Origin of the sequence: Nocardia niigatensis NBRC 100131, from assembly GCF_000308655.1 — a bacterium.
In the GTDB taxonomy this organism is placed as follows: domain Bacteria; phylum Actinomycetota; class Actinomycetes; order Mycobacteriales; family Mycobacteriaceae; genus Nocardia; species Nocardia niigatensis.
In genome coordinates this window covers 1-18,591 of sequence record NZ_BAGC01000106.1, presented here as the reverse complement: position 1 = coordinate 18,591, position 18,591 = coordinate 1, and the positions used below count along the sequence as shown (strand labels likewise).

General features: G+C 67.6%; 12 protein-coding genes and 2 pseudogenes. 2 read left to right on the top strand and 12 right to left on the bottom strand.

Features of this window, described 5'->3' with window-relative positions:
• Nucleotides 1-143 precede the first annotated feature (143 nt).
• The 8 genes and pseudogenes from ON33_RS31740 to ON33_RS41850 all read right to left on the bottom strand — a co-directional run bounded on the left by ON33_RS31740 (nucleotide 144) and on the right by ON33_RS41850 (nucleotide 8,849).
• Nucleotides 144-521, bottom strand: a complete 378-nt coding sequence (locus ON33_RS31740; RefSeq protein WP_157184826.1) for a hypothetical protein — start codon at nucleotides 519-521, stop codon at nucleotides 144-146.
• Nucleotides 522-1,041: 520 nt separating this feature from the next.
• A pseudogene (locus tag ON33_RS31735) lies at nucleotides 1,042-2,399 on the bottom strand (IS701 family transposase).
• Between the two features lie 51 nt (nucleotides 2,400-2,450).
• Nucleotides 2,451-3,503, bottom strand: a complete 1,053-nt coding sequence (locus tag ON33_RS31730) for a DUF8320 family protein (RefSeq protein WP_157184825.1) — start codon at nucleotides 3,501-3,503, stop codon at nucleotides 2,451-2,453.
• A complete protein-coding gene (locus tag ON33_RS31725) occupies nucleotides 3,488-4,720 on the bottom strand; it encodes a sensor histidine kinase (protein WP_083869445.1) in 1,233 nt (410 codons plus the stop codon). The genes ON33_RS31730 and ON33_RS31725 overlap by 16 nt, the downstream gene beginning before the upstream one ends.
• Complete coding sequence (locus ON33_RS31720; protein WP_040862831.1) at nucleotides 4,669-5,361, bottom strand: response regulator transcription factor; 693 nt, start codon at nucleotides 5,359-5,361, stop codon at nucleotides 4,669-4,671. Before ON33_RS31720 ends, ON33_RS31725 begins: the two co-directional genes overlap by 52 nt.
• Nucleotides 5,362-5,466: 105 nt before the next feature.
• A complete protein-coding gene (locus ON33_RS41855; RefSeq protein ID WP_157184824.1) occupies nucleotides 5,467-5,622 on the bottom strand; it encodes a hypothetical protein in 156 nt (51 codons plus the stop codon).
• 1,534 nt (nucleotides 5,623-7,156) lie between these two features.
• Nucleotides 7,157-7,909, bottom strand: coding sequence for a hypothetical protein (locus ON33_RS31715; RefSeq protein ID WP_157184823.1), 753 nt, complete (start codon nucleotides 7,907-7,909; stop codon nucleotides 7,157-7,159).
• Entirely contained in the window at nucleotides 7,890-8,849 is a 960-nt protein-coding gene (locus ON33_RS41850) for a hypothetical protein (RefSeq protein WP_157184822.1), read from the bottom strand. The genes ON33_RS31715 and ON33_RS41850 overlap by 20 nt, the downstream gene beginning before the upstream one ends.
• Nucleotides 8,850-9,364: 515 nt before the next feature.
• Between ON33_RS41850 and mobF the strand changes: the two genes are divergently transcribed.
• The gene (gene mobF / locus ON33_RS31710) at nucleotides 9,365-14,053 is read left to right on the top strand and encodes a MobF family relaxase (RefSeq protein ID WP_245550943.1); all 4,689 of its coding nucleotides are present in this window, start codon (nucleotides 9,365-9,367) and stop codon (nucleotides 14,051-14,053) included.
• An 11-nt stretch (nucleotides 14,054-14,064) separates the two neighbouring features.
• Here mobF and ON33_RS38760 read toward each other — a convergent pair whose 3' ends face one another.
• The 3 genes from ON33_RS38760 to ON33_RS31700 are packed head-to-tail and all read right to left on the bottom strand — an operon-like array spanning nucleotide 14,065 to nucleotide 16,582.
• Nucleotides 14,065-15,768 (bottom strand): relaxase/mobilization nuclease domain-containing protein, encoded by a 1,704-nt coding sequence (locus ON33_RS38760; protein WP_169336859.1) that lies wholly within the window; start codon nucleotides 15,766-15,768, stop codon nucleotides 14,065-14,067.
• Nucleotides 15,741-16,082 carry a hypothetical protein gene (locus ON33_RS42385; RefSeq protein ID WP_051153203.1) on the bottom strand — a complete coding sequence of 114 codons (342 nt, stop codon included), beginning with the start codon at nucleotides 16,080-16,082 and terminating at the stop codon, nucleotides 15,741-15,743. Before ON33_RS42385 ends, ON33_RS38760 begins: the two co-directional genes overlap by 28 nt.
• Entirely contained in the window at nucleotides 16,079-16,582 is a 504-nt protein-coding gene (locus tag ON33_RS31700; RefSeq protein ID WP_245550914.1) for a plasmid mobilization protein, read from the bottom strand. Before ON33_RS31700 ends, ON33_RS42385 begins: the two co-directional genes overlap by 4 nt.
• Nucleotides 16,583-16,821: 239 nt before the next feature.
• Between ON33_RS31700 and ON33_RS31695 the strand changes: the two genes are divergently transcribed.
• Nucleotides 16,822-17,028, top strand: coding sequence for a hypothetical protein (locus ON33_RS31695; RefSeq protein ID WP_040862829.1), 207 nt, complete (start codon nucleotides 16,822-16,824; stop codon nucleotides 17,026-17,028).
• 296 nt (nucleotides 17,029-17,324) lie between these two features.
• Here the strand turns inward: ON33_RS31695 and ON33_RS38750 are convergent.
• A pseudogene (locus ON33_RS38750) lies at nucleotides 17,325-18,591 on the bottom strand (hypothetical protein); the annotation flags it as partial.

Here is an 18,591-nt window from a genome sequence, read left to right as displayed (position 1 = left end):
CATGCGACCTGGAATCCTGTTGCACTACAGCACATTTCGCCACTAGCGCCGGATACCGAGCGGTTGCGCCACTATCCCCTTATCCCGTCTGGGGCCGTTTGTTCTCGTCGCTTTCGCCGTGCTGGACGTGCGCAAACGCCGATCTATTTGGAGCAGTGCGGAATCCCCTTGCTGTCGAGCCGCCCGTGCTGGCCCAGTCCTCGCATGCGGCAGACCTGGTCCCAGCTGTAGTAGGTCTCCCACACCTTCGGGACGAACCATCCCTCATAGCCGTGGTAGTGCTGGCAGGTCACCCCCTCGGGTTTGGCGATGGCCGTCTTGTAGACCGACTGGAAACCCAGGATTTCGCCCTGCGGGTTCGGGGGATTCTCCTTGCAGAAGTCGTAGTACTCCGGGATGTCGCCGACGTCGAGCGGATTCCTGGCTTGGGCCGGCGGGGCCCCGATGACCAGACTGGCGCCAGCCAGCCCGAGGGCGGTCATGGCGGTCGAGACTACCTGTGTCAAGCGTGATTTGGTCATTGCGCTCCTTCTGGACCCTCCGACTCAGCGATTACTTACGAGCAAAGTTTTGGCCTGCGACACCGGTTGGTGTCGGAAGAAAGTTAGCTCCCCTGAGATTGGGGTCATCATTCGCCGCGGTATCACTTAGTTTGTTGTCGGGAGCGTGTAGCCGTCGCGGCGGTGACCAGCATGATTCGGGGTCCCGGTCCGGGAGAAACGCTCGCCGTGGCCGAAAAGACCCCCACATCAACAGATGCGGGGGTCTTTCATCTGGATCACGCCATGACCGTGTGTCCGTTTCCGAGCAGCTTGGGATCGACGTGGAAGTCCCAGATGCCGAGATGACAGAACGCATCGAACAGTCCGAACATGTTCTCTTCCTCCTCTCTCACCTCTTGCCTCCGCACCCACGGTGAGCGGGTGTCAGAAGAAAGGTAGCTCTGACCTGCGATTCTGGGCAGGTTCCAGTTTCTTGCCCCTGAGATTGGGGTCATCATTCGCCGCGGTAATCACCTAGTGCTCCAGCCGGACTTCGTGATCATGGTGTGGGTCGGGATCGTCGCTGGTAGTGGCTGCGGCGGGCGCGGTATTGATGTCGGCGTCGCCAGCGCGACCAGTGCATTCGGTGGCGGACAGTGTGGACCGGTGCGAGAGCCAGCGTGGTGAGCAGATGTCGGATTTCGTTGCGGGTCAACGTGATCAGGCCGGTAGAGAGTGTGCCGGTGCGGTGGGCGACGGCGAGAACGGTGAGGAAGGCGTGGGCGAGCATGGCCAGCAGGGTCCAGCGGTGCCACGATCCCCAGTTGCGTACCTGGTGCTGGTCGAGTCCGGTCAGGGTCTTGGCGGTTTGGAAGTTTTCCTCCGTCGACCATCGGCGACCGGCCACTTTCACCAGCCGCGCCAGCGCCACCGGTTCGCTGTTCCAGCAGCGGTGATAGGCCAGTTCCCCGGTGCGCTGGTTGCGGCGGATCACGAGCCAGCGATGTCCGGGAACGGCCTTGCCGTCCTCGGCGCCGATCTCGATCCAGGCCCAGTCGTAGACGCGGCGGCCCTTGGCCCCGTCACCGGCCGAGAGCGGCAGGCCCGCTTCGGCAGGCTCTTCGCGAGGAGGTCGGCACGGACGCGGCCGGTCGGCGTGGTGACGCGGTGATCGCAGGCAACGGCGAAAACATAACCGGTGCTACGCGATTCGAGCGCAGACCGCAGTTTCGGATCGCCGCCGTAGACCTCGTCGCCGGTTACCCACGGTGCCGGGACACCGGCATCGAGAGCGTCGATGATCAGTCGCTTCGCCAGAGCGGGTTTGGTGGAGAAACCCACCTCGTCCGGTACGCCTGCCTGCTGGCAGCGGTCCGGGTCGATGGTCCACGATTTCGGCAGGTAGAGGGCACGATCGAGGAAGGCGTGCCCGACGGCCGTGGCGTAGGTGAGATACACCGCGACCTGACTGTTCTCGATCCGCCCGGCCGTGCCGGTGTATTGACGCTGGACCCCGACGGTGCGCACACCCTTCTTGATGTCACCGGTCTCATCGACCACGAGTGTCGCGTCAACCTCACCCAGATGCTCGACCACATAGTCGCGCAGATCATTTCGCAGACCGTCCTCGTCGACCACCGCCGACGCGAGCAGATGCTGCATCGCATCCGGCGACCGATCGCCCGCGTGCTCGGCCAGTGTCCAGCAGTTCTTGGTCGGCAGCTCCGACATCATCGCAGTCAGCATCCGTGCCGCGGTCCGGCGAGTCTCCACCCGCGCGAACCGTGGCCCGAGCATGCCGGTGAACTCGTCGAACTGTCGCCGCCACCGGCCAGCGGCTACGCTGTCGAGCGCGGCCACCGCCAATTCAGTTGTGTCCCACACAAACACAACCTGATCACGCGGTGGCCGCCCCATATCCGGCACCCTGACCAGCAGCATCATTGATCACGAAGTCCGGCTGGAGTACTAGTTGGCTGTCGGGAGCATGTAGCCGTCGCGGCCGAATTCGACGCGGCCGGCTCCACGGACCGGATCGTCGAACACCACCGTGAGCAGATAAGGTCTGTGCGGAGGCTGGCTGCGGATCTTGATCGTTCCGGCTCGCGCGTTGTCGAGAAGTTCGATGAGTGCGGGCATCACGCGGTCACGGACATCTGATGATGCAGAGTCGAATCCGTGGTTGTCTGCCAGCGTCACCTCGACGCCGCGTTCCCGCGCGCGGCGTGTCGCGCGCGCGAGCGCTTCGGTGGTGAAGCCTGGGGCGCATAGCACGTCGCGCAAATATTTCTCGAGCAGACCGCATTCCTCGCGCAGCTGTTCATCGATCACTGCTGGACCGGCGAGCCGGTCGAAAACATCTCGTGTAGCTGCTTCAAGGTCTTGTTGTCGCCGTTCGAACTCGCGGGTCAGCGCGGTGGACTTGGCGAGTTCGTCTTCACGGCGGGCTACGGCCTCGCCGAGCGCGAAGATCTCCTTGGCGGCGGGACGGATGTTTCTGGCGAAGATGGTAGACATCAGCAATGGTCCGACGTTGATGATGGAGACCGCCACCCCGTGCCGCCACCCCTGACTGGTCCACATCGACCAAGCGATGGCCACTGCGATCATCGCTAGCAGCGCGATCCATGCGCACACCGTTCTCCCGCGCACGCACATGAAGGTGGCGACCACCGTCGCGCCGCCGAATGGCCACAGCTGTGCAGGCGTGCTCAGTGGCACCGGCACAGTGGCCAACACCAGCGCCGCGGATCCGGGTGGCACGGCGGTGAGCACGGCGGTGACCCAGGGTGGCAAGGGGTCCGGCCGCACCGTCAACAACAGTACGATCGCCCCCGCTACCAACATCAGCGCGGTAACGATCGGCCAATGCGGATGGGCGCCGTCCCAGGACGTGAGCGCTAACAAGGCCTCTGCGCCGAGGAAGAGCACCGCGAGCACCCATGCGACGCGGGTGTGCATGCCGAGCAGTTCCCGCACATCCTCTATCGGCGCCGCGCGTGCCTTCACGCCGCCTGCCACGCCATCATGACCACGGTGCCCTCGCCCGGCTTACTTCTTACTTTGACTGTGCCGCCCGGCAGTTCTTCGATCCGGCCGATGATGCTGACCCTCAAGCCGAGCCGATTCGGTGGGACTTTCTGTGGATTGAACCCGACCCCGTCATCGGCGACCACGGCGGCCACCCGCCGCGCACCGACCCGGATTGCGATCTGCCGAATCGCGCCCGCGCCCGCGTGCAGCACGCTGTTACGTACTGCTTGGCCCACCGCCGCGCCGAGCACTTCCACCGGACTGGACGGGAAATCTAGGGTTGCAGCGTCTGATTCGAGCTCGACGTCGACCATGGCACTCGCATCCTCAGCGGTGACGGCAGTACGCAGGTGGGCGACCACCTCGCTGCCGGTATAGGACTCGGGTCCGTTGTGGGGTCCGCTCGTGATCTGATCGATGACTTGCCGGGCCTTGACTCGGATCCCCTCACGCGGCGTCTCCCGCAGCACAGCCACCAGGGGCGAGAGCATCGAATCGTGAATCAGAGCTTCGAACCACTTGCGCTGCACGTCGCGCGCTCGGATCTCGGCCGCAGCCGCGGTGAGTGCGTAAGCGTGGTCCCGAGCATCGTCCAGCTTGCGTCCGGTGCGTATCGCCATCACCTCTGCTGCCACATACAACAGGCAGAACGTCAAGGCGAACGCCAAATCTGGCACAAACAGCCCGTTGTGACCCGGCGCCCGGCAGAAATGATTTATCAGCTGCACCGACACCACTGCGGTCACCAACGCCAGCACCGCCCACAGCGGCCGCCACGCGATCGCGGCCGCTAAACCAGTCAGCCCGGGAATCACCGAAATCCACAAATCATTTTGCAGCAGAACATCGTTCCACCCGAGCCACCAGGTAAGCGCAGCGGCGATGTATCCCCATGCCGTGGCCCCCGCTGCCCGCCGGATTCGAACTGTGGAATCCCGAAACGACAGCGCGCCCATCACCGCTGCCGGCGCGAACACCAACACCACCGCCGTTATCGTCCACCACATCGCCACCGCGTGCATCTGGGTTCTGATGCTCGGCGTGAGCAACCCCAGATAGCCCGCATACCCCGCTGCAACGAACTGAGCGAACAAACGCACTACCCGCGCCTCCGCGGGCCCTTCCGCCCCAGCTTCCGCCAATGCAGAAGCCGTTACGGTTGGTGCCGCCTGGGCGGCCAGTGCGGCAGAGGCCTCGGTAGCCATCCGTCCTCCAGGGCTCGCTTGTACAGGTCGATCTTGCTTGGTGCCCGGCGCCCGGACTCCGCGTATTTCAGCCGAATCCGCCTTAGGTAGTCGTTGACCGTGTTCTCGCTCAAGCCCGTCTTCCTGGCAACCTTGTCAGCCGACATGCCGTCAGCGAAATAGGCCAGTACGTCGCGCTGCCGCGGCGTCAGCCCGACTTCCCCGAGCTCGGCGTCGTCATCGATCGCGGCTGCCCATTCCGCTGTCGGAAACCCCTGTCCCTGCGCGGCGTTGCGGATCACGGCGGTGAGGATCTTCTCCTCCGCGGCCTTGAGCACCACCCCGAGAACACCGGCTCGCGCCGCAGCGCGTATCAGATACGGGTCGTCGCCTGAGGTCAGCACCAGGGTCGGGATCCCCACTCGGCGCAGCTGCTCGACGTTGTCCGCCGGCGAGGACCCGTCCGGTAGACGCAAATCCAGCACCGCGAGATCCAGATCGCTTGTGATAGCAAGCAACTGCGTCACCGTGGCCGCATCCGCCACTAATTCGAGCCCCGGCTCGGCAGCCAAGACCTGTCGCAGTCCGGTGATCGTGAGGCAATGATCCTCGACGATGCCGACCCGACACACAGTGCTCGGGCCCTGGCTCCTTTCGGCCATTATTGCTCCAATCGTTTGTGTACCGACCAGGGCTATGCGAAAGCACCACAGCGGCCGAACCACTGTCGCATCACCTGATTCGGTTTGCCGGGCACAGTCCAGCTGCTAGTGCACTTCCTGCCATTGCCTCGGGGCGTAGTACCGCACGCCGAGGTGACTACGGACGACCAGCGCCGGACCTTCGAACCAGAACTCGTCCTGGTCTCCGAACTGGAGGCCGCGGTGCGGATCGACATCGGGAGTGAACACAGCGAAGGCCATGCGAGCAGGCTACTGTCCTGGCCGACCTGCGAATGTCATTGCTGATAATCCGGCCCGGACTGGTCGATAGAGGCCGCCGCGCGGGGCCCCGAGGCGTGGGGGTCGGAACTCACCTCCAGGGTAAGAACCGTGCCATCAGTCAGGTACATGAAGCCCGCGCGCAACAGGGTTGCGGACGTTGGCGCGGTGTAGCTTTCGCGCGTGATGAGTGCCCCTGACCGCGCGGGCCGACCCGTAGTTGGGGTCGTCGCCGAATAGCGGAAGCTGCCGAGAGGTGGAGGGCCCGCCGAGCTTGCGCAGGCATCGGGCGCAGGTGACCTCCGCGCGCGTCGGTTCCAGTACGGTCGGGGACCAGCCCGCGACACCGGTGTGGCACAACAATTCTGGGGCGTCCTCGCCCTCGACCCGCTGGCCGAGGCTGACCGCGTACGACCGCGTGCACGCCCGGGGCACCCCGACTACGCGATCGTCACCAGCTTTCCTGACTTGGCCGACCTCACCGGAGCCCGCGTCCTGGCCGAAGCTCACCAAAACCGAGGAGGCGCTGACCGCCAAACAGCTTCCCGAAAGTTGGGCGGAAATGGCTGTCAGAAGCCGCGCTTCAACGCATCTGCGGGAGTCGGGGCGAGTGTCAGGATCGCGCGGTTTCGGGCCGGGCGAGGTTGGTGGCCGACCCCGCAGTTCAGCCATCTAGGGCGTGAACTGCGAAACATGCTGGCCACGCAGATGTCTGGGATCCCGGTAGTTTTCGCGGAAAAACAACGAAGTTCGCTTGACCTGCGCATTCGGCACTCATGCACGGTCGAGGCTGGCGTTCCGTAAGACCTTCGTCCAGCGGAACACCGGCATCGAACTCTCCGCGCGGCTGGTCACGGGGTTTTCCGGTGCGGTGTTCCGAAACCTGTTCCAATGAACCCCCGTCATACGGAACCGTGCTGATCTCGCATCAGATGCGAGCGATGGGACAGCATGATCGACCATTGCCCCTTGCCGACGTATTCGGGTTGAGTCCGTAAGCTGCTGCAAGACAGCTGATTACAGCATATACGCCCGCATTTTCGGCGAAACCTCTCGCCATCACTGCTGGGGGTCCCGGCAGTAATCGCCGAAAATCCAACGAAGTTCGGGATGCTCCCTGGTAGAAGGTGATTCGCCGGATCCGGGTGTGGAGCAGGGTGGTTGGTGCTTGGCTTGGCTGCCGATGAGGTCGGTCGGTGTGCCGGAGGGCGTGGTTCGTGGCAACGCGGGTATTCGCGGATGAGGAGTTGCAGCGGCTTCGGGAGTTCCCGGAGATCAGCCGCGAGGAGCTGTTCCGGTACTTCACTCTCAGCCCAAATCCCAGGTCATCGGCGCATCACTGCGTTAGCGCCGGATTCCGGCCGGTTGCACCACTACCCCCCGGCACCGGCGATCCACCGCAGCGGGGCAGTCACGAAGTGGCCGATACCAGGCACGGACGGCGGTCGTCGCCGAAACCGATTGCGCGGCAATCCCGCTCATGACGTCGCGTCGGCCGCCGGGTTGGTGGGCGTTGTCACGATCGGGTGTTGCGCATGTGGGAGTGCGGGCCGAAGAAGCCGACGTGCACCTTGGCGTTGCGGTCATCGACGTGGAAGTAGATGCGCGGCGCGAGATCACCGCCGCCTTCGGCGATCTTCATATGGGCGCCCATGAAGATGCGGCCGACGGCAGCGACTTCGGTGGCGACAGGCAGAACCCGCTGAGCGCGATATTTGGGGTTGTTGATCACACTCTCCGACTCGGTCATCGCTAGCCGCTTGTTTCGGGCGGGCCAGGCCAGGGGGTCGTGGGAATGCTCGCACCACTGCCAGAAGCCGTAGGTTGCCGGGTCGGCGGCGAGGGCCCGAGCGTAGGCGTGCAGTGCCAGGAATGCTCGCCATGCATGTTGGCCCCAGCTGGCGCTGTTGACCGCGGAATCGAGCTTGTCCAGGTCTTTCAGGGCTGCAGTGGGGATGATCAGACGGTCTGATAGGTACTGGCGTGCCTTGTCGACCGCGTCGCTGGAGTTGGCGGCCGTCATCGGGATGGCGTCGAGGGGGTCGTCGGCAGGGTGTGAGTACGTGGTGGCCGTTGTGTGGTTGTTCTCGCAGAATCCGACTCGTCGCTGCAGCTTGCGGGCGATCTCGGTCGAGGCTTCGAGCTGTTGCAATGTCTCGAGCTGATCGATTTCGAAGCCCAGGATCTGCTCGTCGCGCGCACCGACCTGGTCGCGGAGCTCGATGATATCTTGGGTCAGTCGTTCGATTTCACTGTCGGCATAGGCCATCAGCTGGTCGTGGTCGCGCTGGCTCTTCCGATCGGTAGTGAGCAATTCCTTTGCCCGGGTGAATGATTCGGGCGGGCGCCGTGTAGGGGAGATGGTGCTGAGCATGCGGGCGACGATGTTGGCGGCCGTTAGCTGCTGGCCCATGTAGCGGTCGGCGGTGACGTAGCGGTGACGCCAGGAGTCGTCTGCCGCGGCGGGATCGAGATTGCGTAGGTAGACCCTGAATGCGCCCTCCCACACACCCGTGGCTGTTGCCCAGTGCTTCGGTGAAGGCATCGGCTCCGGGCGGATCCAATACCGCGATGTTGGCGACACCCGCCACCCTGTCCGCGACACGGGCAACGACATCATCGAAGGAATACCGGTCTGGGGTGCCGAAGACCGCGAAGCGGGTGTCGTCGCGAGCGAAGACCACGGTCGGCAGCGTGCGCTCGAAATCGGAGACCAGTTCAGCAAGTTCTTCACCGCCCTCGGTGCCGGTGAAGGTTCGAGGACCCAACCAGATCGGGTGTGTATCGACCCGGGGCGCCTCGGCGTTCGACAGCATGGTGCGCACCAGTCGCGGTGCCGCGGGCGCAAGAGTGCGCACATTGATGTCCTCGCCCACCACGGACAGATCCACCCAGGCGAAACCTGCACCAGCGGTGTGATCCTGCCAAGCCCGCAATGTCGTCTTCCAGTGGCTACCACCGACATAGGCCTCCACGAGGGTCGCGCGCAGGGCCGTCAGAGCTTCGGTATCCGAGGTCGCGGCTTCGACACTGATGTCCACCTCCCGCTGGGTTCCGCTGGTGAACACGCTGGCCTTGGCGGTCCCGATGTCGGGCACCGTGAGCATGGGAGCGTACTTTCCATGCACCCACGTACGCAGTTCCTCGAGCGCCCGTCCGCATAGCTCGGCGCGGTCGTCTTGCCATATCGCCCGGTACACCAACGACATCGACGGTCCTCTCCTTCCGCTTCGTGTGTTCTGCCATATCGCGCGTGCCGATTGGAGTGTTCCAGCCCGAACAACACCCCCTGAGCTGCAACTTTAGCTGGCAAGTGCTTTTCAGCATTAAACAGCCGCGCCCTGTTGGCGGCCTGAATGTCCCCAGACAAGTTCGGTCACTGCGTTTCTGGAGGTCGCTGCCCTGGAACCGGGTGCCGTGCAGGCGGATTCGAGCTCCGGCCGCCCCGAGAGGTCGATCTGCTCGACGATGCGGGCCAGCTCGGCGCGCAGGTCGGGAGCTTGGTGCCCGTCATGCACCGCACCCTACGACCCGACCACCCAGCAGCACGCCGAGATCCGCACCCAGCGCCACTCCGATGCTCGCCCGCTAGTCAGCTGCATCGCTCCCCTACGTGATCAGTTTCCGGACTCGAAAACTCCCGCGGAAACTCAACTCACACCTCTTGCTCCGAAGGTAACTTTCCGATAACACCTGATCTTGTGGGCGTAGCGTGGATGGCGTGATGTCGTTGGCGAAGCTGTCAGCGGGCGATGGGTACGAGTACTACGTCCGCAATATCGCCACGCACGACGCCAACGAACGCGGCCGCCAAGCACTCGACGACTACTACTCCGAGCGCGGGGAATCCCCCGGCATCTGGCTGGGTCCCGGACTGCACACCGTCGGCCTGGCCGACGGGGATCGGGTGTCCGGGTCGCAGATGAAGGCGTTGTTCGGTGAGGGCCTGCATCCGGACGCGGACGCGATCATCGAAACCACGCTGGCCGAGCAGATCCGGTTGGGTGCCAAGGGCAAAGACGCGATCCGCTACGCAATGAAACAGGCGCAGCTGGGGCGGCCGTTCAGCGTCTACGCCGTGCACGAGGGCAGCTACCGCCATGAGTGCGCCAAGGAATTCGCGGCCTGGAATCTGCGCGCCGGCCGCCCAGGGAATGCCGCGATCCCTGATGCCGAGCGCGCCGCGATGCGGACTGCGGTGGCGGTGCGCATGTTCACCGCCGAGCACGATCGAGCACCACTGGACGACCGGGAACTGTCGGGGTGGGTGGCGCGCTCGTCGCGGCCGCGGACCAAAGCAGTGGCCGGATACGACCTGACGTTCTCACCGGTGAAGTCGGTCAGCGCGCTGTGGGCGCTCGCGCCGCGCGAGGTCTCCGAGGTCATCGAAAAGGCGCACCATGCGGCGATCCGCGACGCCCTCGACTACATCGACGAACACGCGGTCTTCACCCGCGTCGGCCGCCACAGCGTGCGCCAGGTCGAGACCCAGGGCCTGATCGCCACAGCGTTCGATCACCGCGACTCCCGCGCCGGGGATCCGGACCTGCACACCCACGTCGTGATCAGCAACATGGTGCAGCGTCTCGACGGCGTTTGGGGATGCTTGGACGGGCGCATGATCTACCGCCACGCCGTTGCCGCCAGCGAGCTCTACAACACCCGCCTCGAACAGTATTTGGAGCGGGATCTGGGCCTGGTGTTCGCCGACCGCGCGCCCGGCTCGGACCGCCGCCCGGTACGCGAGATCGTCGGCATGGACCCGCGCTTGTGCACCGAATGGTCGAAACGCGAAGCGAAGATCGCCGCCGAACTGGCGCGGCTCGCGTCGCGATTCCAGGACGACCACGGCCGCGAACCCACCCCGGTCGAGCGGCTGAAACTCTCCGAGCAGGCCACCTTGTCGACCCGGACCGGCAAGCACGCGGCCCGCTCGCGCGCCGAGCAGCGCGCCGACTGGGCCGCCGACGCCGCCCGGGTTCTCGGCGACGGCGGCGCGGTGGCGGCAATGGTGAATACCGCCCTGCACCAAGCCCTCCCAGTGCGGGCCGTGATCGATCGAGAATGGATCACCGCGACCGCGCAGCAGATGGTAGAGACCGTCTCCCAAGCTCGCGCCACCTGGCAGGCCCACCACATTCGCGCCGAGGCCGAGCGCGTGCTGCGTGGCGCGATCGCACCCGACGATTGGCGCGGCACAGTCGCCGTGCTGGTCGAGACCGCACTGGCCGCGCCGTGCTCGATCCCGCGGGCCGAGACCGAGATCGCGCCTGCAGCCGGGGTATTGGTGCGCTCCGACGGCACCAGCGTCTACACCACCGCCGGGGCCACCCTGTACACCTCCCCGCAGATCATCGCGGCCGAGAAGCGGATCATCGCCGCCGCCGGCCGCCGCGACGGACGCACCATCACCCGGGCGGTCGAGCTGGCGATGGTGGAGTTCGCCGCGAACAACGAAGGCCGCCAGCTCAATCCAGGCCAGCGGGCCCTGGTCGAGGAGTTCGCCACCTCCGGAGCCCGGTTGCAGGTCGCGATCGCCCCGGCCGGGACCGGCAAGACCACCTCCATGCAGGTGCTGACCCACGCCTGGACCAGCGAGGGCGGCACGGTGATCGGGCTCGCCCCGACCGCCGCCGCCGCGGCCGTGCTCGCCGCCGAGATCGACACTGCGACCGCGACCATCGACAAACTGGTCGATGTCCTCGACCGCCTCGACACCGGCCGTCTCACCTGGGCCGATGCCCCGGACTGGGTGACCTCGATCGACGCCTGCACGCTGGTGATCCTCGACGAGGCCGCGAAAGCCTCGACGCTGAAACTGGATTCGGCGCTGTCCTGGCTGTTGGAGCGCGGCGCCAGTGTGCGGGCGATCGGTGACGACCGGCAGCTATCGGCCGTCGCGGCCGGCGGAGTCATCCGCGACATCGTCGAACACACCGGCGCGGTCACCTTGTCGCAGGTGATGCGGTTCGCCGACCCGGCAGAGCGCGCCGCCAGCCTCGCCGTACGCGCCGGAGACCCCGCCGCCATCGCCTTCTACACCGACAACAGCCGCCTGCAGGTCGGCACCCTGAGCACGGTCACCGAGGCGGCCTTCACCGCATGGGCCGCCGACACCGACGCAGGGCGCGATTCGATCCTGCTCGCCGGAACCCGCGACCTGGTCGCCGACCTCAACGCCCGCGCCCGCACCGCCCGACTCGCCCGGACCGGCGGTGTCGACGGCCCGGAAACCGAGCTGGCCGACGGGCTTTCGGCCTCGGCCGGGGATGTGATCTGCACGCGCCGCAACGACTACCGGTTGCGGATCTCGCGCACCGACCACGTCCGCAACGGCTACCGCTGGCAGGTCCGGGGAGTGCTGCCCGACGGGCGGATCACCGCCACCCACCTCGGCTCCGGCCGCCGGATCACGCTGCCCGCGGACTATGTCCGCGAGCATGTGACCCTCGGCTACGCGACCACCATCGACACCGCCCAAGGGCTCACCGTCGACACCTGCCATGGCGTGCTGACCGGCCGCGAAACCCGCAACCAGGCGTATGTGATGCTCACCCGGGGCCGGACAGGCAACTACGCCTACGTCGCCACCGCCGGAGACGGCCAGGACTCTTCGCTCTACACCTGGGCGGCGATCCACCCGCCGACCGCGGTCGATGTGCTCACCGGCATCCTCGGCCGCGACGGCTCCCAGCGCTCGGCGACCGGACAAGCCCGCGCCGATGTCGACCCCCGCAACCGGCTGTCCGGCGCGGTCGACGCCTACCTCGACGCCCTCGGCGCGATCGCCGAGCAGCGCCTCGGCAACGACTACCTCGCCGCGCTCGACACCACCGCCGAACAGCTGGTGCCCGGGATCACCAGCGACGACGCCTATCCGGTACTGCGCCAGCACCTTTCGACCCTCGCCCTGCACGGCCGCGACCTGGTCGAAGCCCTTACCACCGCGGTCGCGGGCCGCGAGCTCGACACCGCGGTGGATCGGGCGGCGGTGCTGGACTGGCGCATCGACCCCACCGGCGCACACTCACGCACGGCCGGCCCGCTGCCCTGGCTGCCCGCCATCCCGCAGGTGCTGGCCAGTGACCCGGAATACGGTGCGCACCTGCAGGCCCGCGAACAGCAGATCCTCGGCCTATGCAGTGATATCGCCGCGACGGCCCGCGCCTGGACGACCGAATCCGCACCCCTGTGGGCACAGCCGTTCCTCGGTGCGGGCCCGTCGCTGGTGGAACGGCTGGCGATCTGGCGTGCCGCCCAAGGGGTGGGTGACCACGACCGCCGCCTCACCGGCCCAGACCGCGCCCCGCAGGCCGAGCGCCGAGAACAACGGTTGCTCGAACAACAGGCCGAAAAGCGTGTCGGCGCCGCGGATTCCGACGTACAGCGCTGGACCCCGTTGGCCCGTGACCTCGATCCGCGCATCCTCACCGACCCGTATTGGCCGGTGCTGGCCACCGAACTGACCCGCGCCCACGACGCCGGCCGCGACATCCGCACCGCCGCCCGCGAAGCCGCCACGGTGCGGTCGCTGCCCGACGAGCAGCCCGCGGCCGCGCTGCGCTGGCGGTTGGCCGCCGACCTCGACGAAAACCGTATCGACCCAGCCGCGCAAGCGTTCATGCACACGCTGCAGCAGATCCAGGCCGACCGGTGGAGGCAACTATCCGACACGGCCCTGGCCGCCCAGATCCGCCAGCACACCGCCTCTCGACAGAACGACTCGATCCTCTTCGCGTTCGATCCCGTTGCCAGAGACGGCCGCAGCCACGTCGACACGGTCGCCGCCGAGCATGCCCAGCTCGACGCCCAGGCCGCCGACATCCGCGCCGCGTACACCGCGATGCGCGCCGAAACCGAGGCCGCACAACAACTCCTGGACACACGCCTCGACCTCGCCGAGCTCCAGCGGCAGGCCAGGAACACCAAGTGGTGGCAGCGAGACACACGTACAGACCTCAACGCTCGGATCGAGATCCTGCGCGACAGCGAACCGACTCTCACCGAACAGTTGGACACCGCCCGCGCGCAGGCCCGCGAAGCGAAAGACGCGGTCGGAGCCCCGGAACACCGGTGGGAAAACATCCTCTCCCACGCCGCCGACACCGAGATGCGCCGCGCCGCAGTCGAACACGCGCAAGCCGCCGACGCCCACGCCGAAACCCAGCGCGAACGCAGCGAGCAGCGCCAGGCCCACGCCGAACAGATCCTCACCGCCGCCCGCAGCGAACGGCAGCGCCGCCACGACCTGCCCGCCGAACAACGCGAGCTCGAAGACCGCGCCCGCGCGCACCTGCACCCACCAGAACAACAAGCCCCCGCTGCCCGCCCCCGCTCCCGGGCCGCGGCACGACCCCGGGATTACCCGATGCCGCCGCCGGCCATCGACCGCGGCCACGACATCGGACTCTGACACGCCCGTGGTCAGCGCCCGTGATCGCGATCATGGCGTGGATTCGACTCGGGGGCTCGGTACGGCCGGTGCTCGGTCTCCGGCGTGCGTGCCGGGCCTGCCGAGGATCCTGGAGCCGAAGTGTCGGGGTCCTCGGAGTAGGTGTGTAGCTCCTCGGTGCCGTCGCGCATCGCCGCCCAGTCACCTGGCCGCCTCGGCCTCCCGAACAACGCCGGATCCACGCCTCGCGGGCGTGGCCGCCCCGTCGACGGGGTCAGTGGTCCGCTCGCAGCGTCCAGCGCCTCCTGGACGTCGGCGGTCCGTTGTGCGTCGCTCGGCCCCAGGATCCGGCCCTTCTCGTCGTAGCGTTCCCCGCCCGGCCGCACCCTGGACATGAGCCGCTCGATATCCCATTGCTTGGCTGCCTCGGCGATGACGCGCTCGTTCTCGCCGCGGTCGCCGCCATCGACGACGACGGCCGCGCGCATCGCGCACGCCCACGCCGGCGACCCGGTCTCACGCCGATACGGGCGGGTGGGGTCGATACCCTCGGCGCGCATATGGATCTCGGTCAGCGCGCGCCGGGCCGTGGACGCCATCGCCGCCGCCGCGTGCGCGCGGTCGCTGGCTTCGAGCATGCGCCCGATCTCGGTCAGGCACTCCACCAGCGCCGTCGCCAGCGCGACCTGACTGGCCTGTGGCGACTGGGCCGCCCACAGCATCCGCGCCACCGACCGCAGCCCCGACCCGTGAACGTTGTGCGGGCGCCGTGTGTGGGCGGGCTGCTGCCCGGCGCGCGCCAGCTGCCGCGACAACCGGTCCAGCGGGCCCGGCCGGACTTCGGTGCGCATGCTCAGCGCCGCGAACGCGCCCGCGGACTGCGACGCCGCCGTCGCCCACGCATCACGATCCCCGACCGGGATCGTGCGCAGGTACCGCGACCACGCCCCCAACTCCGCGATCACCCGATCCTGCATCTCCGGGCTTGCCGCCTCCGCCCCGCGCCGCGGCCGCGCCGTCTTCTCGGCCAGGCCGTGACGCCACTCGGTGAGCGCCTCCTCCCGCGCCGCCGGCCCGGACTCCCACGCCGCCCACCCCCGGATCGCCGACAGCGTCAGGTCCTTGGCCAGCTTGCCGCCGGAATACCAGATCGGCTTCTCCGGCCTCGCGTCCTCGGCCACGTGGGCGGGCCACCGGACCGCGTATCCGATCACTTCGTCGGTGCCGCCCGCCTCGTAGCGGGGCCGCACCACGATCCCCGCGGCCCGCATCTCCCGCAGCCACTCGGCCTCGCTGCCGGTCGCCATCGCGATCGCGCGTACCCGCCGGCGCAGCGCCTCACGCTCGGTCTCCGGCGCGCCGGTGCGTTCCCGGCGGGCCCGCTCGGCCTGACTCGTCCCCCGCTCCGTGCCGCCCTCTTCACGCGAGGCCAGCACCTTCAACCCGTACTTGCGTTCCAGGACCCGCGCGGCGTCCTGCGCGCGCGAATAGTCCTGGTAGGTGTCCAGCCGCGACCCGTCCGGGCGGATCGCCCCGGCCGCGATATGGATGTGGTCGTTGCCGTTGGCCGACAGACCATGGTGTACCGCCACCCACCGCGCATCCGGCACCTGGTCGTCGCGGTCGGCGAACCCCATCTCCGTCATGAAGTCGTGCGCGATCGCCGCCCACGTCGCGTCGTCGAGCTGCCCCTCCTCCGCCCCCAAGCTCAGCGAGCAATGCAGCTCAGCGAGCAATGCCAGGTGTTCTCCACCTTCGTCGCCGCCGCGAATGCCTCCTTGCGGCTCATCCCCTCGGACATCAGCGCGCGCGCCTGCTTGTGACTCACCGCCAGCACAGGCTCGCCCCGCAGCAACGTCTGACGCGGGGAATCCAGCAGCCGCGCGATCTCCACCGCTCGCGCGGTGTCCACCCGCCCGACAAACACACTCGCCGTCACCAGATCCCCGGCCAGCACCCGCTGATTGGTGTGCTCGTTCGCCTTGCCCGGACTGGCCAGATACCGCAGCAACCGCACCATGTCCGAGGACCGGTGCACCTTCGGAATCACGAGAAGTCCTGCGGGCCCGCGTCCAAATCCGCCAACCACTCCTCATCCCCGCCCGGTTCCGGAACCTCAGGAGCCGCAGGGATCGAGGACTCCCCCACCGCCGGCGCCAACCCCATCACCCACCGCGCGGTCGCATCCACCGACAACGACGCCCGCGTCACCGCCACCAACGCCGCCGCCACCCCCTCGGGCAACTCCCGCTCCTGATGCGCGTACCGCGTCAACTGGTTCACGTTGTTACCCAACCGGCGAATCAGCGTGTCCAGCTCCAGCAGCGCCGCCGCGGCATGCGCGCGCCCGACCTCCCCACCCCCGGCTTCGAGGGTGGTCTCCACCAGCAGCCGCGGCACGCTCACCCCGGCCGCCTCGGCCCGTGCGGTCAGCAGCGCCTGCTCGGCATCCGACAGCTTCACCACATGCCGGTGTGGTCGCCCGCCGGCCACGTTCGCCGCGCGGACCCGACGCACCCGCGCCCGCGACTTCGCCGATTCCCCTGCCACCGCAACCTCCCTCATGCCCAGCGCAGCGACCACCCGGAACCGGGTGGGGTGCACATTAGTGCACCTAAATACTAACTTGCTCCGCCTGGGGCTCAGTATGAGTGTACCGGGGACTTCGGTAGTGGAGCTGCTGGTAGTCGTGACTTCATCGAGGGGTTCTCGGGGTGGTCGGTTCGCGCTTCGGTCGTAGCGTCGGGTGGATGATTCGATCGCATTCGGAAGCTGCTGATGAGTCGGCTGTGCAGGGCAGGCAGGCGCTGGTCGAACTGCTGGAGGTGACGCAGGCCCGCGCCGATGGTGCGCAGCCGTCAGCGCTCGACCACGTGGCCGGCGGGGAGACGTCCCGCGCTGATGTCTTGTGGATCCGCCTACAGGCCATCCAGGCCCAGGCACAGATCCACGCGACCCTCGCACTCAAGGACGTCGTATTCGAGCGCGGCCTGTAATCCCCCGGGCACGCGACAGCCCCGGCGGATCAGTCCGGAATCGGCACACCTATTGCACCCTCCGAGTCCGGACTCTTCCCGGACTCTGCCGGACCAGTCCCCGGACTCCGCTCCGGACCCGGACTCGGACTCTCGGACTCCACTCGGACTGTCCGGCCCAGTCCGCCGGACTCGGGTTCGGACTCGGGATAGGGAGGGTGCAAAAGGTGTGTGCGTGCTACCGGTGTAGAACATGACGAAGGCCGGAAGCGATAGGGACGCTTCCGGCCTTCGTGATTCCGGCGGACCACTCCGGACTATTCGGTCCAGGCTGAGCCCTGCTCCAAGTCGATGAACTCGCGAGCGCTGTGGACCACCTTGCGGCGCGCCAGCAGCCGCTCCCGCAGCTCCGCGTCGTCGGATACTCCCGCGGCCAGCAGGGCGCGCTGCAAGCGGGTCACGCGGAACGGCGCCCACCCCGGCCGCGACAACGCCACCGCCCGCGTGATCGCCCGATCACGCATCATCTGGGCCGCGTCGCGCTCATCGTCGGCCAGGCCGAGGCGGCTCAGGAACCGCTCACGCAGCTCGCGGCCGATGCGGGCCAGCGTGCCCGACTTGGTGCGCCGCTCGCGCTTCTCGATGCCCAGGGCCAGGTGCAGCGCCACCACCGCGCCGATCGGGCCGATCAACAGGCGGGTAACCCCGGCCCACAGGTCCGGTTCGGGTTTGCCCAGCTCGAGACCGAGCGCCATCCAGACCCCGACCCCGGCCCCGGCCCACACCGCCAGCCGCACCGGGCCGGGGTCCTTGCCCTGGCTGACACTGCCGACCATCGCGGCGGCACAGCTGACCAGGAACGTCTCCAGGATCACGAACAGCCCGGCCCGCTCCCACATATTGGTGATGTGCAGGTGGTCCCCGGCGAACCGCCACGACGTGTCCAGGCTCATCAACATGCACATGACCGCCGAGACGTACAGACCCTTGGTCCACGGCCGCGACTTGGCCACCACCGCCGGACCCACCGTCTCGGACTCCGCCGGACTCCGCGGCCCGCTCCCGGACTCCGAGTTCGGGGCTCCGTCGGACTCCGGAAGAGTCCGGAATCCGAGTCCGGCCGCAGTCCGGACCCCGGCGGCCGAGTCCGGGAAAGTCGGGCCGGAAGCCTGCAATGGGTCCGGATCGAAGTCCGGGAAGTCCGAGAGTCCGCCGAACTCCCGGAAGCGGTTTTCGGACATGGCCGGACTCCGCATGTCGTCCAGAACGGGTCCGCCGGACTCCGCCGGACCGGAGCCCGAGAGTCCGGACTCCGAGTCCGGGAGTCCGGCAGAGTCCGGCTGGACTTCCGGATCGGCGCCGGACGCGGCCGAAGCCTCGGACTCGGGTCCAGGCTCCGGGCTCGGCTCGCCGGCCACGACGACCGGAATTCCGGGCTCGGTTCCGCCGGTCCGGACTCCAGATGCCACCGTGTCGGCCGGACCCTCGAATCCGACAGGCTCAGGTGCGGCGGTCCGGATGCGCTTGGCGGCCGGAGCGGGCGCGGTGATCGGTGCGGCGGCCGAGGACGCCATCACGGCGTCC